The sequence below is a fragment of the Stenotrophomonas maltophilia group sp. Smal12 genome (assembly GCF_037079935.1).
Lineage (GTDB): Bacteria > Pseudomonadota > Gammaproteobacteria > Xanthomonadales > Xanthomonadaceae > Stenotrophomonas > Stenotrophomonas sepilia.
The window spans coordinates 27,703-42,252 of record NZ_JBAWUK010000028.1 but is presented as its reverse complement, the minus strand read 5'-3'; the positions used below and the strand labels follow the sequence as shown (position 1 = coordinate 42,252).

Annotated in this window: 12 protein-coding genes; 9 read left to right on the top strand and 3 right to left on the bottom strand. The window is 65.6% G+C overall.

Annotation, left to right across the window (positions count from 1 at the left end; translation table 11 throughout):
* Window positions 1-125 precede the first annotated feature (125 nt).
* The 6 genes from rpmH to WDC87_RS13270 all read left to right on the top strand — a co-directional run bounded on the left by rpmH (window position 126) and on the right by WDC87_RS13270 (window position 7,311).
* On the top strand, window positions 126-266 hold the full coding sequence (rpmH, locus tag WDC87_RS13295) for a 50S ribosomal protein L34 (protein WP_005411729.1): 141 nt from the start codon (window positions 126-128) through the stop codon (window positions 264-266).
* A gap of 5 nt (window positions 267-271) precedes the next feature.
* Complete coding sequence (gene rnpA, locus WDC87_RS13290; RefSeq protein WP_072168770.1) at window positions 272-766, top strand: ribonuclease P protein component; 495 nt, start codon at window positions 272-274, stop codon at window positions 764-766.
* Entirely contained in the window at window positions 766-2,481 is a 1,716-nt protein-coding gene (yidC, locus tag WDC87_RS13285; RefSeq protein WP_072168769.1) for a membrane protein insertase YidC, read from the top strand. Before rnpA ends, yidC begins: the two co-directional genes overlap by 1 nt.
* 115 nt (window positions 2,482-2,596) lie before the next feature.
* Window positions 2,597-5,266, top strand: coding sequence for a polysaccharide deacetylase family protein (locus tag WDC87_RS13280; protein ID WP_252745424.1), 2,670 nt, complete (start codon window positions 2,597-2,599; stop codon window positions 5,264-5,266).
* A gap of 3 nt (window positions 5,267-5,269) precedes the next feature.
* Window positions 5,270-6,619, top strand: coding sequence for a tRNA uridine-5-carboxymethylaminomethyl(34) synthesis GTPase MnmE (gene mnmE / locus WDC87_RS13275; RefSeq protein ID WP_252745425.1), 1,350 nt, complete (start codon window positions 5,270-5,272; stop codon window positions 6,617-6,619).
* Between the two features lie 104 nt (window positions 6,620-6,723).
* Window positions 6,724-7,311: a sce7726 family protein gene (locus tag WDC87_RS13270; protein ID WP_252745426.1), complete on the top strand. Its 588-nt coding sequence runs from the start codon at window positions 6,724-6,726 to the stop codon at window positions 7,309-7,311.
* Here WDC87_RS13270 and WDC87_RS13265 read toward each other — a convergent pair.
* On the bottom strand, window positions 7,259-8,341 hold the full coding sequence (locus tag WDC87_RS13265; protein ID WP_072168765.1) for a beta family protein: 1,083 nt from the start codon (window positions 8,339-8,341) through the stop codon (window positions 7,259-7,261). The two genes, WDC87_RS13270 and WDC87_RS13265, sit on opposite strands and share 53 nt — an antisense overlap.
* A 205-nt stretch (window positions 8,342-8,546) precedes the next feature.
* Between WDC87_RS13265 and WDC87_RS13260 the strand changes: the two genes are divergently transcribed.
* A complete protein-coding gene (locus WDC87_RS13260) occupies window positions 8,547-9,653 on the top strand; it encodes a glycerophosphodiester phosphodiesterase (RefSeq protein WP_252745427.1) in 1,107 nt (368 codons plus the stop codon).
* Between the two features lie 93 nt (window positions 9,654-9,746).
* Here the strand turns inward: WDC87_RS13260 and WDC87_RS13255 are convergent, their stop codons facing one another.
* Together WDC87_RS13255 and WDC87_RS13250 are read right to left on the bottom strand one after the other, a co-directional pair.
* Window positions 9,747-10,517, bottom strand: a complete 771-nt coding sequence (locus tag WDC87_RS13255) for a rhomboid family intramembrane serine protease (protein WP_065179045.1) — start codon at window positions 10,515-10,517, stop codon at window positions 9,747-9,749.
* Between the two features lie 106 nt (window positions 10,518-10,623).
* Window positions 10,624-11,586, bottom strand: coding sequence for a TerC family protein (locus tag WDC87_RS13250; protein ID WP_252745428.1), 963 nt, complete (start codon window positions 11,584-11,586; stop codon window positions 10,624-10,626).
* A 302-nt stretch (window positions 11,587-11,888) separates the two neighbouring features.
* Here WDC87_RS13250 and WDC87_RS13245 point away from each other — a divergent pair, with 302 nt between their 5' ends.
* A complete protein-coding gene (locus WDC87_RS13245; RefSeq protein WP_072168763.1) occupies window positions 11,889-13,058 on the top strand; it encodes a class I SAM-dependent rRNA methyltransferase in 1,170 nt (389 codons plus the stop codon).
* Window positions 13,059-13,236: 178 nt separating this feature from the next.
* Window positions 13,237-14,478 (top strand): dipeptidase, encoded by a 1,242-nt coding sequence (locus WDC87_RS13240; RefSeq protein WP_088496509.1) that lies wholly within the window; start codon window positions 13,237-13,239, stop codon window positions 14,476-14,478.
* Window positions 14,479-14,550: the final 72 nt, after the last annotated feature.

The following is a 14,550-nucleotide window of genomic DNA, read 5'->3' as shown; positions in this document are numbered from 1 at the left end:
CACAAAAACATCCACAGCTATTGCACAGCCCGGTGAATTCGCGTAGTCCCCAGGGGTTGACGTGAGGGGGGAGACCTCTCTAGAATTTCCGGTTCTTTCCGTCCCATTCATACGAGAGGCCCCCAATGGCCACGAAGCGCACCTACCAGCCCAGCAACCTCAAGCGTAAGCGCGACCACGGCTTCCGTGCCCGTATGAAGACCGCTGACGGCCGCAAGATCCTGTCGCGTCGCCGCGCCAAGGGCCGCAAAGTCCTGAGCGCCTGATTGCCATGCCGCACCCTGCGGCAGACGCAATCCCTTCGACAGTGAATACTGCAGACCCGCGCAAGCGATTCCCTCGCTCTGCGCGGGTTCGCACGCGTGCCGAATACTCAACGGTCTTCAACGGCGCCCGCCGTGTGTCCGATCCGCTGATGACCCTGCACTGGCTGCCGGCTGACCGGCCGGCCAGGCTGGGTCTGGCGGTTTCCCGCAAGGTCGATCCGAACGCCGTTGGGCGTAACCGGATCAAGCGCGTCCTGCGCGACATCCTGCGTCAGACACGTACCGATATCCAGCCAGGCGACTTCGTCGTCGTGGCCCGTAGTGCTGCGCGTTCCGCCAGCAACGACGAGATCCGCCAGGCCTTCCTGCGCCTGCTGCGTCGCCTGCGTGCATTGCCCGCGCCGGGCGTGGACGGCACAATGCCGCCGCCTGATGGCATCGCAACTCCTTCTTTGACCGAGCCGGCATCGCGTCCCGGCCCCGCCGAGCCTGTCCGCTGATGAACCAGACCCGCGTATTCCTCATTTTTGCCTGGCTGATGGTGGCCGTGCTGCTGTGGATGGAATGGAGCCGTGAAAAGGCTGCTCCGACCCCGCCACCGACGACCACGTCGGCCCCGGCTGCCGCACAGAGTGTTCCGGGCGCTGCCTCGGGCAGCATTCCCAGTGCACAGGTCCCGGGCGCCCCGGGCCAGGCCGCTGTGCAGGCGCAGGCCAGCGCCACCCCGGCCAGCCAGCGCGTGACCGTCACCACCGACGTGCTGCGCCTGGTGCTTGATGGTGGCCGCGTGCTCGACGCCGAGCTGCTGCAGTTCCCGCAGACCAAGGACGAAGGCAGCCCGCCGGTTCGCCTGCTGACCGAAGACCCCGCGCATCCGTACAGCGCGATCAGTGGCTGGGCCAGCGAAGACAAGAACACCCCGGTTCCCGGCGCCGACGGCTTCAAGCTGGTCGGTGACACCAAGGACTTCGTGCTGGCCAAGGGCCAGAACGAGCTGCAGATCCCGTTCGTGTGGACCGCCGACAACGGCGTGACCATCAAGCGCACCCTGACCGTCTCGCGCAACGAGTATGCCGTGCGCTTCAAGGACGAAGTCAGCAATGCCGGCGCCGCGCCGTGGAACGGCTACGTCTACCGCACCCTGGACCGCACCCCGACCATCCTGTCGCGGAGCATGACCAACCCGGACTCCTTCAGCTTCAACGGTGCCACCTGGTACGACAACGACAAGAAGTACCAGCGTCGTGCGTTCAAGGACTACCTGGAAGACGGCACGCTCAACCAGAACATCACCGGCGGCTGGCTGGCGATGCTGCAGCACCACTTCTTCACCGCCTGGATCCCGCAGAAGGACCAGACCGCACACTACGTACTGTCGCAGGTGGCCGGTCGTGACCTGATCGAAGCGCGTGGCCCGGCCTTCACCGTGGCCCCGGGCCAGTCCACCAGCACCGAAGCCCGCCTGTGGGTCGGCCCGAAGCTGGTCAACCTGATTGCCAAGGAAGACGTGCCGGGCCTGGACCGCGTGGTCGACTACAGCCGCTTCTCGATGATGGCGGTGATCGGCCAGGGCCTGTTCTGGGTGCTGAACCAGGTGCACAAGCTGGTCGGCAACTGGGGCTGGGCGATCGTCGGCCTGGTGGTGCTGCTGAAGCTGGTGCTGTACCCGCTGTCGGCGACCCAGTACAAGAGCGGTGCCAAGATGCGTCGCTTCCAGCCGCGCATCGCGCAGCTGAAGGAACGCTATGGCGATGACCGCCAGAAGTTCCAGACCGCGATGATGGAGCTTTACAAGAAGGAAAAGATCAATCCGATGGGCGGCTGCCTGCCGATCCTCATCCAGATGCCGATCTTCTTCGCTCTGTACTGGGTGCTGGTGGAATCGGTCGAACTGCGCCAGGCGCCCTGGTTCGGCTGGATCCAGGACCTCACTGCACGCGACCCGTACTTCATCCTGCCGGTGATCAACGTGGCGGTGATGTGGTTCACCCAGAAGCTGACCCCGGCACCGGGCATGGACCCGATGCAGCAGAAGATGATGCAGTTCATGCCGCTGGTGTTCGGCGTCATGATGGCCTTCATGCCGTCCGGCCTGGTCCTGTACTGGGTGGTCAACGGCGGCCTGGGCCTGCTGCAGCAGTGGTGGATGACCAAGCGCCATGGCGGCGAGCCGGTCCCGGCCACCACCGCTCCGGCCCCGGTCAAGAAGAAGTAATCGGCAGAGCCGGCCACTGGCCGGCCGACCCCAGCAGAAGCCCGCCGGAAGGCGGGCTTTTCGCATGCGGCGTTAGAATCGCCTGCATACCGTTCCTCCCATCTTCGAGTCCGCCATGCGTGCGTCGTCGTTCCGCCTGTTCCTGCCCTCGCTGCTGTTGACCCTGGCCGTAGCGGGCTGTGGCGACAAGGACGCGAAGGTGCCGGCGAGCACGGTCACCCAGCCCAGCGCGCAGGCCGCCGCCGCTGCCGATCCGGCCGCCGCGCCGTTGCTGGCCGCGCTGCAGAAGCAACTCGATGGCTACCGCCGGATCATCGTGCTGCTGGCCGACGAGGAGCAGCAGTCGACCGCCGACCGCGGCACCTCCACGCGTGTGGGCCAGCAGCTGTTCCATGATGGCCTGGAACAGCGCACGACCATCGCCGCGCTGTTCGACACCCTGCTGCGCGATTCCAGCCCGCAGCGCTTTGCCACCCTCGGCACGGTGCTGGACTACATCGAGTCTGCGCCCGAACTGTTCGACGCCGATCGCCTGGCCTTCCGTGAAGTGCTGCGTGACCTGCATGAGCGGGTCGGCACCGATTCCTCGCTCCCGGCGGTGAAGCTGCACCAGCGCATCGGTGAGGATCTGGAAGCGCTCGATGAGATCGAGCGCAACTACAACCAGGAACTGACCCGCATCTTCAGCCGCTTCGAGCGCACCCGCGCCATCGAACTGAAGCGCGAGAAGTGGGACGACTACATCGCCCACCTGCACAAGGACTACAGCCGTGAAGCGATCCTGCGCGACTACGGGGTGATCGAGCCGTATCCGATGTCGATGAAGGACAGCGACCGTGAGATCTTCGGCCGCGACCTGCCGGCCAAGACGGTGGTGCTGACCTTCGACGATGGCCCGCACAAGGCCTACACCGATGAAGTGGTGGCCATCCTCAAGCGCTACGACGTGCCGGGCGTGTTCTTCGAGGTGGGCCGCAACCTGGGCAAGGTCGAGGCCGATGGCAAGGTCAGCCTCGGCCCGATGGCGAAGATCAGCCGCAACCTGATGGAAGAAGGCTATGCGGTGGGCAACCACAGCCTGACCCACGCCCAGCTGTCGCGCACCACCGGCGACGCCCTGCGCCAGCAGGTGCTGGACACCGACACGCTGCTGAAGGATGTCGAAAGCAAGCGCGCGCCGCTGTTCCGCTTCCCGTATGGTGCGCGCAATGCCGAAGGCCTGCAGCTGCTCAACGAGGCCGGGCTGAAGTCGATCATGTGGAACATCGACTCGATGGACTGGGCCGACCCGGTGCCAGAGTCGATCGTGCAGCGCGTGCTGGACCAGGTGAACAAGGAACAGCGCGGCATCATCCTGTTCCACGATATCCACGATCGTGCAGTGAAGGCACTGCCGCAGATCCTCGACCGGCTGATCGCCGATGGCTACCAGTTCGCCGGCTGGAACGGCCGCGACTTCACTGTCGCCCGTGCGCGCAAGGGCGATACCGGTGCCGCGACCGTCACCACCGGCTACGAGAAGTCGTGGGCGATCGTGGTCGGCATCGACAACTACGCCAAATGGCCGAAGCTGGAATACGCCAGCCATGACGCGCAGGCGGTGGCCGATACCCTCACCGGGCAGTTCGGCTTCCCGTCCTCGCAGGTGATCGTGCTGAAGAACGAGCAGGCCACGCGCAACAACATCCTGGCCGCGTTCCACGACCGCCTGGCCGATGACCGCACCGGGAAGAACGACCGCGTGTTCGTATTCTTCGCTGGCCATGGCGCGACCCGCCAGCTCGCCTCCGGGCGCGACCTCGGCTACATCATCCCGGTCGATTCGGATCCGAAGGAATTCGCCACCGACGCGATTGCGATGACCGACATCCAGAACATTGCAGAAAGCATGCAGGCCAAGCATGTGATGTTCGTGATGGATGCCTGCTACAGCGGCCTGGGCCTGACCCGTGGCGGCCCGTCGTCGTCGTCGTTCCTGCGCGAGAACGCGCGTCGCAGCGCGCGGCAGATGCTGACCGCCGGTGGTGCCGACCAGCAGGTGGCCGATGCCGGCCCGAATGGCCACTCGGTATTCACCTGGGTGCTGCTGCAGGCGCTGGCTGGCAAGGGCGATCTCAACGGCGATGGCCTGATCACCGGTACCGAGCTGGCCGCCTACGTGGCGCCGGCCGTCTCAGCCGTTTCGCACCAGACCCCGGCCTTCGGCAGCCTGCCGGGTTCGCAGGGCGGCGAGTTCGTGTTCCAGGTGCCGGACAGCCAGGAATTCCTCAATGCCGATACGCGCCAGCTGACCGCCGATGCGATCGCGCTGAACAACAAGGTGGATGCCGCCAGCGAGGCCAAGGGCAGCCAGGCACCGGTGACGGTGGCTGACCTGCAGGGCGGCAAGGCCAAGCTGGTAGTGCCCTCCGCCGGCCCGGCGTCCGACCGCCAGCGCGCGCAGCAGGCCAACGACCGCGGCCTGCAGCTGTACCGCGAGAAGCAGTACGACGAAGCGGTAGCCCAGTTCACCGAGGCACTGAAGCTGCGTCCGGACTTCGCCCAGGCCGCCAACAACCTCGGCTTCGTCTACTACCGCCAGCAGCGCTACGTCGAAGCGGCGCGCTGGCTGGAGAACACGCTGAAGATCGATCCGTCGCGTGCGGTGGCCTATCTCAACCTGGGCGATGCCTACTTCAACGCCGGCGACAAGGCCAAGGCGAAGCGGGCCTACACGACCTACCTGGCGCTGCAGCCGCAGGGCAGTGGTGCCGCGCAGGCACGCGCGCAGCTGGAGAAACTCTGAACCATGAACGACACGATCCGCACCGACACCATCGTGGCCATTGCCAGCGCTCCGGGCGCTGGCGGTGTCGGCCTGCTGCGCCTGTCCGGTCCGCGCGCCGCGGCCATCGCCAACGCGTTGGGTGCGCCTGAACTGCGCCCGCGCCATGCGCACTACGCACGCCTGCGCGACTCCGATGGCGAGGTCATCGACGATGGCATCGTGCTGTGGTTCCCGGCACCGAACAGCTTCACCGGCGAAGAGGTGGTGGAACTGCAGGGCCACGGCAGTCCGGTCCTGCTGCAGCAACTGGTCGCGCGCTGCATCGCGCTCGGTGCGCGCCAGGCGCGGCCGGGCGAGTTCAGCGAACGCGCGTTCCTCAACGGCAAGCTCGACCTGGCCCAGGCCGAGGCCATCGCCGACCTGATCGCGGCCGGCGACAACCGCGCCGCACGCGCCGCGCGACGTTCGCTGGATGGTGTGTTCTCGCGGCGCATCGACGCCGTGATCGAGCAACTGGTGCTGCTGCGCATCCACGTGGAAGCGGCCATCGACTTCGCCGACGAACCGCTGGATACCCTCGGTGGCGCGCAGGTGCGGCGTGGCCTGGAACAGGCGCGCAGTGATCTGGCCCTGCTGCGCCGCGACGCCGAACGTGGCCGCCGCCTGCGCGATGGCCTGCATGCCGTGCTGATCGGTCCGCCGAATGCCGGCAAGAGCTCACTGCTGAACGCGCTGGCCGGCAGCGAACGCGCCATCGTTACCGACATCGCCGGCACCACCCGAGACACGTTGCGCGAGACCATCCGCCTGGATGGCCTGGAGCTGACCCTGGTCGACACCGCCGGCCTGCGCGACGGCGGCGATGCCATCGAACGCGAAGGCATGCGCCGCGCGCACGTGGAAATCGAGCGCACCGACCTGGCGCTGATCGTGCTGGATGCGCGCGATCCGGCGGCCGGGCAGGCGGCGCTGGGTGATGCCGTGGCAGCGGTGCCGCACAAGATCTACATCCACAACAAGTCGGACCTGCTCGGTGTGCTGCCGGCGCTGGACGACCCGGACCGCGTGTTCGTTTCGGCAGCCACTGGCGCCGGGCTGGACGACCTGCATGCGCGCCTGCGTTCGATTGCCTCGGGCGGGGCAGGGGAGCAGGTGGACGGCGAGTTCTCCGCGCGCACGCGCCATGTGCATGCCATCGAGCGAGCGCAGGAACACGCGCAGCGCGCCGATGGCGAGCTGGCGAATGAGCACCTGGAACTGGCCGCCGAGGAACTGCGGCTGGCCCATGACGCACTGGGCGAGATCACCGGGCAGATGAGTGCCGATGATCTGCTGGGAAGGATCTTCTCCAGTTTCTGCATCGGCAAGTAACACGGGGTCACATCCCCGAAGACGCTCTGATCGTCTAGCTTGCCCATGACTGGCGGCAATGGGTTTCAAACCTGTGCGCGACACCTCCTTGATATCATCCCGCCATGAACCCGATTACCGACAGTGACGTGCGATCAGCTCTGCTGGGCAAGGTCATTGCTGAGCATGTCGCAAATCCAAACACGCTTGTGGTGGAGGAAATGGGGCTTGCGCGCGGCGCCTGCCGTGTCGATGTATGTGTCATCAATGGCCACCTGCACGGCTACGAGATCAAGAGTGATGTCGACACGCTGCGGAGACTCCCGTTGCAGCAGCAGTTCTACTCCGATGTCCTCGACAAGGCGACGATCGTGGTGGGTCAGCGCCACCTGGACCATGCATTGGAGAGGTTGCCTGCTTGGTGGGGGATCAGGCTGGCATCACGTGGAGCGCGCAACGCAGTGAGGCTAGAACTAGTGCGGCCTGCAAAACTCAATCCATCAGTGAGCGCGACGGCCGTCGCAGCACTGCTCTGGCGCGATGAAATTTCTGCTCTGATCGGCAGGCGGACGCCGGAAAGATCAGCGCTGCGCGGCAACCGCGCAGCGCTATGTGAACGTCTGTCGGAGCTCTACAGTCTTGCGGAAATCCGTGCGCTGGTCAGGGAACAGTTGAAGCGCCGGTCAGACTGGCGAGGTCGCGAACAACCTTAGTCATATGGTGGTTGGTCGCCACCGTTGGCCAGGTCGAGCTTCCCCCGGTACTGGTGACACTGTTTGCGCAGTCTTCGATGTACGCATCGCCCCAGCTGTAGCCGCGCCCCATGAAGACCACCGGCAGATCGGAGACCAGGTGCCTGCACAGATCACGGTACTGGTCGCGGCCATTGCGCTTGATCTGGGTACCCACAACAATCCGCCACTGATCATCGATCGTGTACTTGATCTTGGCGTTGGGGTCGAACAGGCGCGGATCCATCAGTTCCGTCTGCGGGGAAGCGCAGCCATAGTCACCAAACCACGGCATCCGTCCAGAATGCATGCCGGCTAGCCGCGTGTACGCGCGCCATTCCCGGCGATTCACATCGCCATGTGGGCGATAGCTCGAAGAGGGGCTCAGACTGGCAGGAAAACTGCCTCCTACGATGGTGATTGATCTCCAGTCGGCCAGATCCGGAACCGCCGCAATCCATGCCTGCCAAGTCGATGCCTGCAGCGTGGGTGAGTCGGCGACGTCGGCCGAGCTGTCGAGGATCAGATCCACCTGACCAGATACCACTCCCAACAGTCTCAGCAGCCCAGAGATCCGAGCAAGGCGTCCTCCTTCAAGATCATCCGGTACGAGCCGCAATCCGCAGCCACGATCATCGCGTGCGACAATGCGTGCCACCGCCTGTTGGTAGTCGACGTGCCGGTCAATGCCGGTAACGGGAATGGCCTGGCATCCCGCGGTGCGAATGAGGTCGAAGATCCGCTCCAGATGATGCTGGCCGTCCGCCATGGTGTCGTCCCCAGCAAGATAGGGCGAATCAAACAGGCAGCGGCGCGACTTCCAGTTACTGCTCAGACGTCTGCCCACATTCTTCAGGTGGTCATCGAGTGACTTGGCCGGCGCATCGTTCTCGAAGTCCCACTGCTCGATAGGGATCTCGAACAGAGGATAGATCCCATCCTTGATTCCTTCGTTGGTACGACCCACCGCGAGATACTCACCCTGTCGCCATTTGAGGATCGGCATGTACATCGGTTGTTCCATGATCTGCCCCTGACAACCCGCTTTTGGTCATTCGAGGCTAGTCGCGGGCCTTACAGCGCTTCAATCAGAATTGTTTGAAGAGTGGCGGCGGTCAGATCGGAGCCCCTGCCGGCATGCGCTCTCCCCCCTTCCCCCACCTGTCACATTGCCGCCGCATACTGACAGCCATCACATACCGCTTGGGGAAGTCGCAGTGAAGTCGTGGGGTTGTGCGTTGCTGTTGTCGCTGGCCGTGGCACCATCGGTGGCCATGAGTGCTGAATCCTCCACCCCGGCCGCGCCCAAGGTGTCGGTCTACGGCCACCGCGGCGCAAGCGCGCTGCTGCCCGAGCACACCTTGGCGGCCTACGCACAGGCCATCGCCGATGGCGCCGACTACATCGAACCGGACCTGGTGATGACCAGGGACGGGGTGATGGTGGCCCGCCACGAGAACGAGATCGGCGGCACCACCGACGTCGCCTCGCATCCGGAGTTCGCCAGCCGCCGCACGAGCAAGGTGATCGACGGTCAGAAGGTCGACGGCTGGTTCACCGAAGACTTCACCCTGGCCGAGCTGAAGACGCTGTACACGCGCGAGCGCCTGCCGGAGCTGCGCAGCACCGCCTACGACGGCCAGTTCCGCATCGCCAGCCTGGACGAGATCCTGGCCTTCCTGGTGCAGCAGGCCGGCCGTGCCAACCGCGGCATTGGCCTGGTGCCGGAGATCAAGCACCCCACCTACTTCCAGTCCATCGGCCTGCCGATGGAAGACAAGCTGCTGGCCGCGCTGCGTGGCAATGCCTATACCAACGTCGGCCCGGTCACCATCCAGTCGTTCGAGACCGCCAACCTGCGCTACCTGCGCGAAAAGATCGGCCGTGGCAGCAACATCCGCCTGCTGCAGCTGCTGTGGAAGGGCGATACCCGGCCGGCCGATATCGCCAAGGCCGGCGGCACGCTGACCTACGCGCAGATGATGACGCCGGCCGGGCTGAAGGACATCGCCAGCTACGCCGACAGCATTGGTCCTGAGCTGCGCTCGATCATTCCGCTCGACGCCCAGGGAGTACTGGGTACGCCCACCTCGCTGGTGCGCGACGCGCACGCGGCGGGCCTGATGGTGATTCCGTACACCTTCCGCCCGGAAAACCACTTCCAGCCCAGCAACCTGCGCCAGGGTGCCGACAGCGCGCGCAATGCCGAGGGATCGATCGCCGAGATGCGGGCTTACCTGGCGACGGGCATCGATGCGTTCTTCACCGATGACCCGGCGCTCGGCCGGCAAGCGGTGGATGGGATGGGCGCGGCGGGGAACTGATTCTCCTGGTAGTGCCGGCCGCTGGCCGGCAACGCAAGGACTGCCAACGAAGGTTCATGAGGTTGCCGGCCAGCGGCCGGTACCACCCTCACCTCAACCGCGCGGTTCGTCCGGGCGGCGGAACGGGATCACCACGTAGTCCTGGCCCTCGCGCGGCTGCCACAGTACCGGCACGCGCTGCGGTGACGGCGGCTCCAGTTCGTCGTCGGACAGCGGCTCAGCCTCGTCTTCTTCGTCTTCCCAGCTGTAGCGCTGGCGCGGCGGCAGTGGGTCGGCGTTGCGGAACAGCAGCGCGGCGATGATGCCGGCGAAGGCGCCGCCCATGTGCGACTGCCAGGACACACCATCGGCGTGCGGCAGGATGGTCATCAGCATGCCGCCGTAGAACAGCATGCCGATCAGACCGGTGGCGATCGCCGCACGGTCGCGGCGCAGCAGGCCGAGGCTGGCCAGCAGGAACATCAGGCCGTGGGTCACGCCACTGGCGCCCAGGTGCACGCTGCCCGGATTGCCCAGCATCCATGCGCCGAGGCCCGAACCCAGCCACAGCAGGGGCAGCGCGCGTACGGTGGCCTTCGGATACACGCTGCCGGCGAGGGTGCCGAGGATCAGGATCGCGATGCTGTTGGCGGCGATGTGCTCGACCGAGGCATGCAGCATCGGGCCGCCGATCAGGCCGAGCAGGCCCTTGGCTTCCAGCGGTGCGACCGCCCACGGTCGCCAGTCGAACGTGCCCTGCAGGGCGAACACGGCCACCAGCACCAGCACGGCGGCCAGGCTGACATTGAACGCCCGCAGGATGCGCGAGCGATCATTGCGGGGGGCCGGCACGTCGTCGGCGGGCAGGGGCGCGTTGTTGTCCATACCTCAGCAATGGCGGTGACTGGCGCGAAACCAAGGCCACCGTAACGGGAGAGTGGAGGCGGCCGGCGGGACAATCCCACCGGCCGCACCGTTCAACGGGTCAGGCTCAGGCCTGGCCTTCGCCTTCCTTCGGCGGGTACTTCAGGCTCAGCACCACGGTGGCGGCGATGATCACCGCGACCACGCCCAGCGAGACCGGGGTCGGGATCTTGAACAGATCGATGATCATCATCTTGATGCCGATGAAGCCCAGTACCAGCGCCAGGCCGTACGGCAGCAGGTGGAAGCGGTCGGCCATGCCGGCCAGCAGGAAGAACATCGCGCGCAGGCCCAGCACCGCGAACACGTTGGAGGTGAGCACGATGAACGGGTCGGTGGTGATCGCGAAGATTGCCGGGATGCTGTCCACGGCGAAGATCACGTCGGTGACCGCAATCAGGATCAGCACCGCGAACAGCGGGGTGAACCAGCGCACGCCATCACGCTTCACGCTCAGCGCGTTGCCGGCGTAGTCCGGCAGCAGGCGCAGGTGCTTGCGCATCCAGCGCAGGGCCGGACTGGTCTCCAGGTCCGGCTCCTGGCCGGCGGCGAACCACATCTTCCAGCCGGTGAAAAGCAGGAAGGCGCCAAACACGTAGAGCAGCCAATGGAACTGGCTGATCAGCACGCTACCGGCGAAGATCATGATCGTACGCAGCACGATCGCACCCAGGATGCCGATGATCAGCACCTTCTGGCGCTGCTCTTCCGGCACCGCGAAGTAGCTCATGATCATCAGGAAGACAAAGATGTTGTCGACCGCCAGCGCCTTCTCGACCAGGTAGCCGGTCAGGAACTCGAGGCCGACCTTGTTGGCCACGACCTGGCCGGCGGTCTCATTCAGGTAGTACCAGAGGCCGGCGTTGAACAGCAGGGCCAGCGCGACCCAGCCGATGGACCACCACAGGGCCTCCTTGAAGGTGACCTTGTGCGGTCCACCATGGCGCATCAACACGAGGTCGACCAGCAGGGCGATGACCACCACCGCTGCGAAGCCGCCCCACAACCACACGTTACCGATCGTCTGCATTGGGAATGTCCGTTGGAAAGATGAATGCCAGGCCGGACGGCGAGGATCTGCAACGGAGGATCGGGAGGGGATCCAGGGACAGAGCTTCGCCAGTACGGCGAAGGTCTCGCTCGCAGTTCCAGTCGGCCGGAACTACCGTTGCACCGGAGCCTGCGGGCTCGAAATGACGGCGACAACGTCTGGGAGCTACTCCCCTTCTGGCGCCGATTCTGCCGTCTGGCCCCGCCGCCGTCAAATGCCGGTTTGCCGGGGTCAGAGCCCCTGCGGGGATCCGACCCCGGCGCCCGGTTTACAATGGGTGGATGAATACCCCCCTTCCGATTGTCCGCCTCAAGAATGCGTGGCGCTCCAGCCACCCGTGGATCTTCCAGAAACTGGTCGAGAAGCCGACCGTCCGGCCCAAGCCCGGTTCCATCGTCGACGTGGTCGGCATCGATGGCGAGTTCATTGGCCGCGGGTTCTACAACGGGCACTCGCGCATTGCCGTGCGCATCCTTGAAACCGACCAGAACGTACCGGTGGATGCCGGCTGGTTCTCGCGCAAGATCGCCCAGGCAGTGTCGCTGCGCCGTGAGGTGCTGAAGCTCGATACGGTGTCCGATGCCTGGCGCGTCGTGCACAGTGAAGGCGACGGCCTGTCCGGCCTGGTGGTGGACCGCTACGGCGACCTCGTGGTGGTCGAGTTCTTCGCTGCCGGCATGTTCCGCCACCGCGAATGGATCTACGATGCGCTGCGCGAGCAGTTCCCCGGCTGCCGCTTCCACAGCTTCGCCGACGAGCACGTGCAGAAGCAGGAAAGCTTCGACTTCCACGGCAACACCACCACCGAAGCGTCGGTGATCACCGAGTACGGCATCAAGTTCCGCGCCGACCCGGCCGGTGCGCACAAGACCGGTTTCTTCGCCGACCAGCGCGAGAACCGCGAGTGGCTGAGCCAGCAGGTGGAAGGCAAGAGCGTGCTCGACCTGTGCTGCAACACCGGCGGTTTTGCCGTGTACGCGGCGGCGCGTGGTGCTTCGGAAGTGATCGGCATCGACATCGACGAGGACGTGATCCAGATCGCCAAGGGCAATTCGCGCCTGAACAACGTGCGTCCGAAGTTCATCCAGTCCGACATCTTCCCGTGGCTGCGCGACGCCGCCAACCGTGGCGAGCAGTACGACGTGGTGATCCTGGACCCGGCGAAGATGACCCGCGACCGCGACCAGGTCATCACCGCGCTGAAGAAGTACCTGGACATGAACAAGCTGGCGCTGGGCGTGGTCAAGCCGGGCGGCCTGTTCGCCACCTTCTCCTGCACCGGCCTGGTGGCCGAGGACCAGTTCCTCGACATGCTGCGCCGTGCGGCCTATTTCTCCGGCCGCACGATCCAGATCCTGAAGGTGGCCGGCGCTGGTCCGGACCATCCGTTCATGGCCCACGTGCAGGAATCGCGTTACCTCAAGGCCGTGTTCTGCCGCGTGGTGGATTGACGGTCGGCTTCTGCGTTCGCCGGGCATGAATCATGTCCACTGCCCGGCGGTCAGCTTTCCGCGCATTGCGATGCGTTCGTGAAAACGGCGCCCCGCTGTTCAGGGGGCGTGGCCCGGCGCTACCCAATGCGCGGCCACGGCGCTATGGTCGGGCTCTTCCCCATGCCGGTGAGAGCCCATGCCTTCGTTGCGCCACCTGTCCGTCGTGCTCGCCCTGGCGCTGTGCGCGCCGCTGTCCGTCCACGCCATCGAGTTCAGCGCGCAGGAGCTGGCCCGCGCCAAGGCGCTGCAGCAGCGCCTGGTCACCCTCGACAGCCACCTCGATACGCCGGCCAACTTTGGTCGCAGCGGTTTCGACATCGAGCAACGCCACGACCGCAACGCCCTTTCGCAGGTCGACTACCCGCGCATGGTCGAAGGCGCGCTGGACGGCGGCTTCTGGGCGATCTACACCGATCAGGGCGACCGCAGCGCCGCCGCGCATCTGGCCGAGCGTGACCATGGGCTGCAGCGATTGATGCAGATCCGCGAGATGCTGGCGGCCAATCCCGAGCGCTTCGCGCTGGCGCTGACCGCCGATGACGCAGCGCGGATCAAGGCTGCCGGCAAGCGCGTGGTCTACATCAGCATGGAAAACGCCAGCCCGCTGGTGGCCGACCCCAGCCTGCTGTCGTTCTATCACCGCGCCGGCCTGCGCCTGCTCAGCACCGTGCACTTCGCCAACAACGAGTTCGCCGATTCGGCCACCGATCCCAAGGGCGCGGAATGGAAAGGGCTTAGCCCGGCCGGCAAGGAGCTGGTGCGGCAGGCGGTGAAGCTGGGCATCGTGATCGACCAGTCACACGCCTCGGACGCGGTGTTCGACGACCTGCTGGCAATGATGCCGGTGCCGTTCGTGCTGTCGCACAGCTCGGCCAAGGCGGTCTATGACCATCCGCGCAATCTCGACGATGCGCGCCTGCGCAAACTGGCCAAGGCCGGTGGCGTGATCCAGGTGAACGCCTATGGCGGCTACCTGATCGATACGGCGAAGACACCCGAGCGCAAGCAGGCCGAGGAAGCGCTGAGCAAGCAGCTGGGCGGCTGGGAAGGCATGGGCATCGAGCAGGGTGTTGCGCTGCTGAAGGCCGAGCAGGCGCTGGACCACGAGCACCCGGTGCGCCACGCCAGCCTGGACGACTTCTTCGCCCACTTCGAGCACATCCTCACGGTGGTCGGCCCGGAACATGTGGGCATCGGCCTGGACTGGGATGGTGGTGGCGGACTGAGTGACCTGCCCGATGTCAGCCAGCTGCCGAAGATCACCGCGTGGCTGCTGCGCAAGGGCTATACCGAGAAGCAGATTGCCGGCATCTGGGGCGGCAACCTGCTGCGGGTGATGCGCCAGGCGCAGGATTACGCCGCAAAGCAGGGCGGTTGAAGCGCCCTGCGGTAGTGCCGGGCCCCGGGCGGCCTTGCTGCTAACGACACCCTGGGCGGTTCCGGCCCGCCG

Bases quoted from the DNA above. Each gene is read 5' to 3' on its own strand.
- rpmH (WP_005411729.1), top strand. From the start codon at position 126: ATGGCCACGAAGCGCACCTACCAGCCCAGCAACCTCAAGCGTAAGCGC.
- rnpA (WP_072168770.1), top strand. From the start codon at position 272: ATGCCGCACCCTGCGGCAGACGCAATCCCTTCGACAGTGAATACTGCA.
- yidC (WP_072168769.1), top strand. From the start codon at position 766: ATGAACCAGACCCGCGTATTCCTCATTTTTGCCTGGCTGATGGTGGCC.
- WDC87_RS13280 (WP_252745424.1), top strand. From the start codon at position 2,597: ATGCGTGCGTCGTCGTTCCGCCTGTTCCTGCCCTCGCTGCTGTTGACC.
- mnmE (WP_252745425.1), top strand. From the start codon at position 5,270: ATGAACGACACGATCCGCACCGACACCATCGTGGCCATTGCCAGCGCT.
- WDC87_RS13270 (WP_252745426.1), top strand. From the start codon at position 6,724: ATGAACCCGATTACCGACAGTGACGTGCGATCAGCTCTGCTGGGCAAG.
- WDC87_RS13265 (WP_072168765.1), bottom strand. From the start codon at position 8,341: ATGTACATGCCGATCCTCAAATGGCGACAGGGTGAGTATCTCGCGGTG.
- WDC87_RS13255 (WP_065179045.1), bottom strand. From the start codon at position 10,517: ATGGACAACAACGCGCCCCTGCCCGCCGACGACGTGCCGGCCCCCCGC.
- WDC87_RS13250 (WP_252745428.1), bottom strand. From the start codon at position 11,586: ATGCAGACGATCGGTAACGTGTGGTTGTGGGGCGGCTTCGCAGCGGTG.
- WDC87_RS13245 (WP_072168763.1), top strand. From the start codon at position 11,889: ATGAATACCCCCCTTCCGATTGTCCGCCTCAAGAATGCGTGGCGCTCC.
- WDC87_RS13240 (WP_088496509.1), top strand. From the start codon at position 13,237: ATGCCTTCGTTGCGCCACCTGTCCGTCGTGCTCGCCCTGGCGCTGTGC.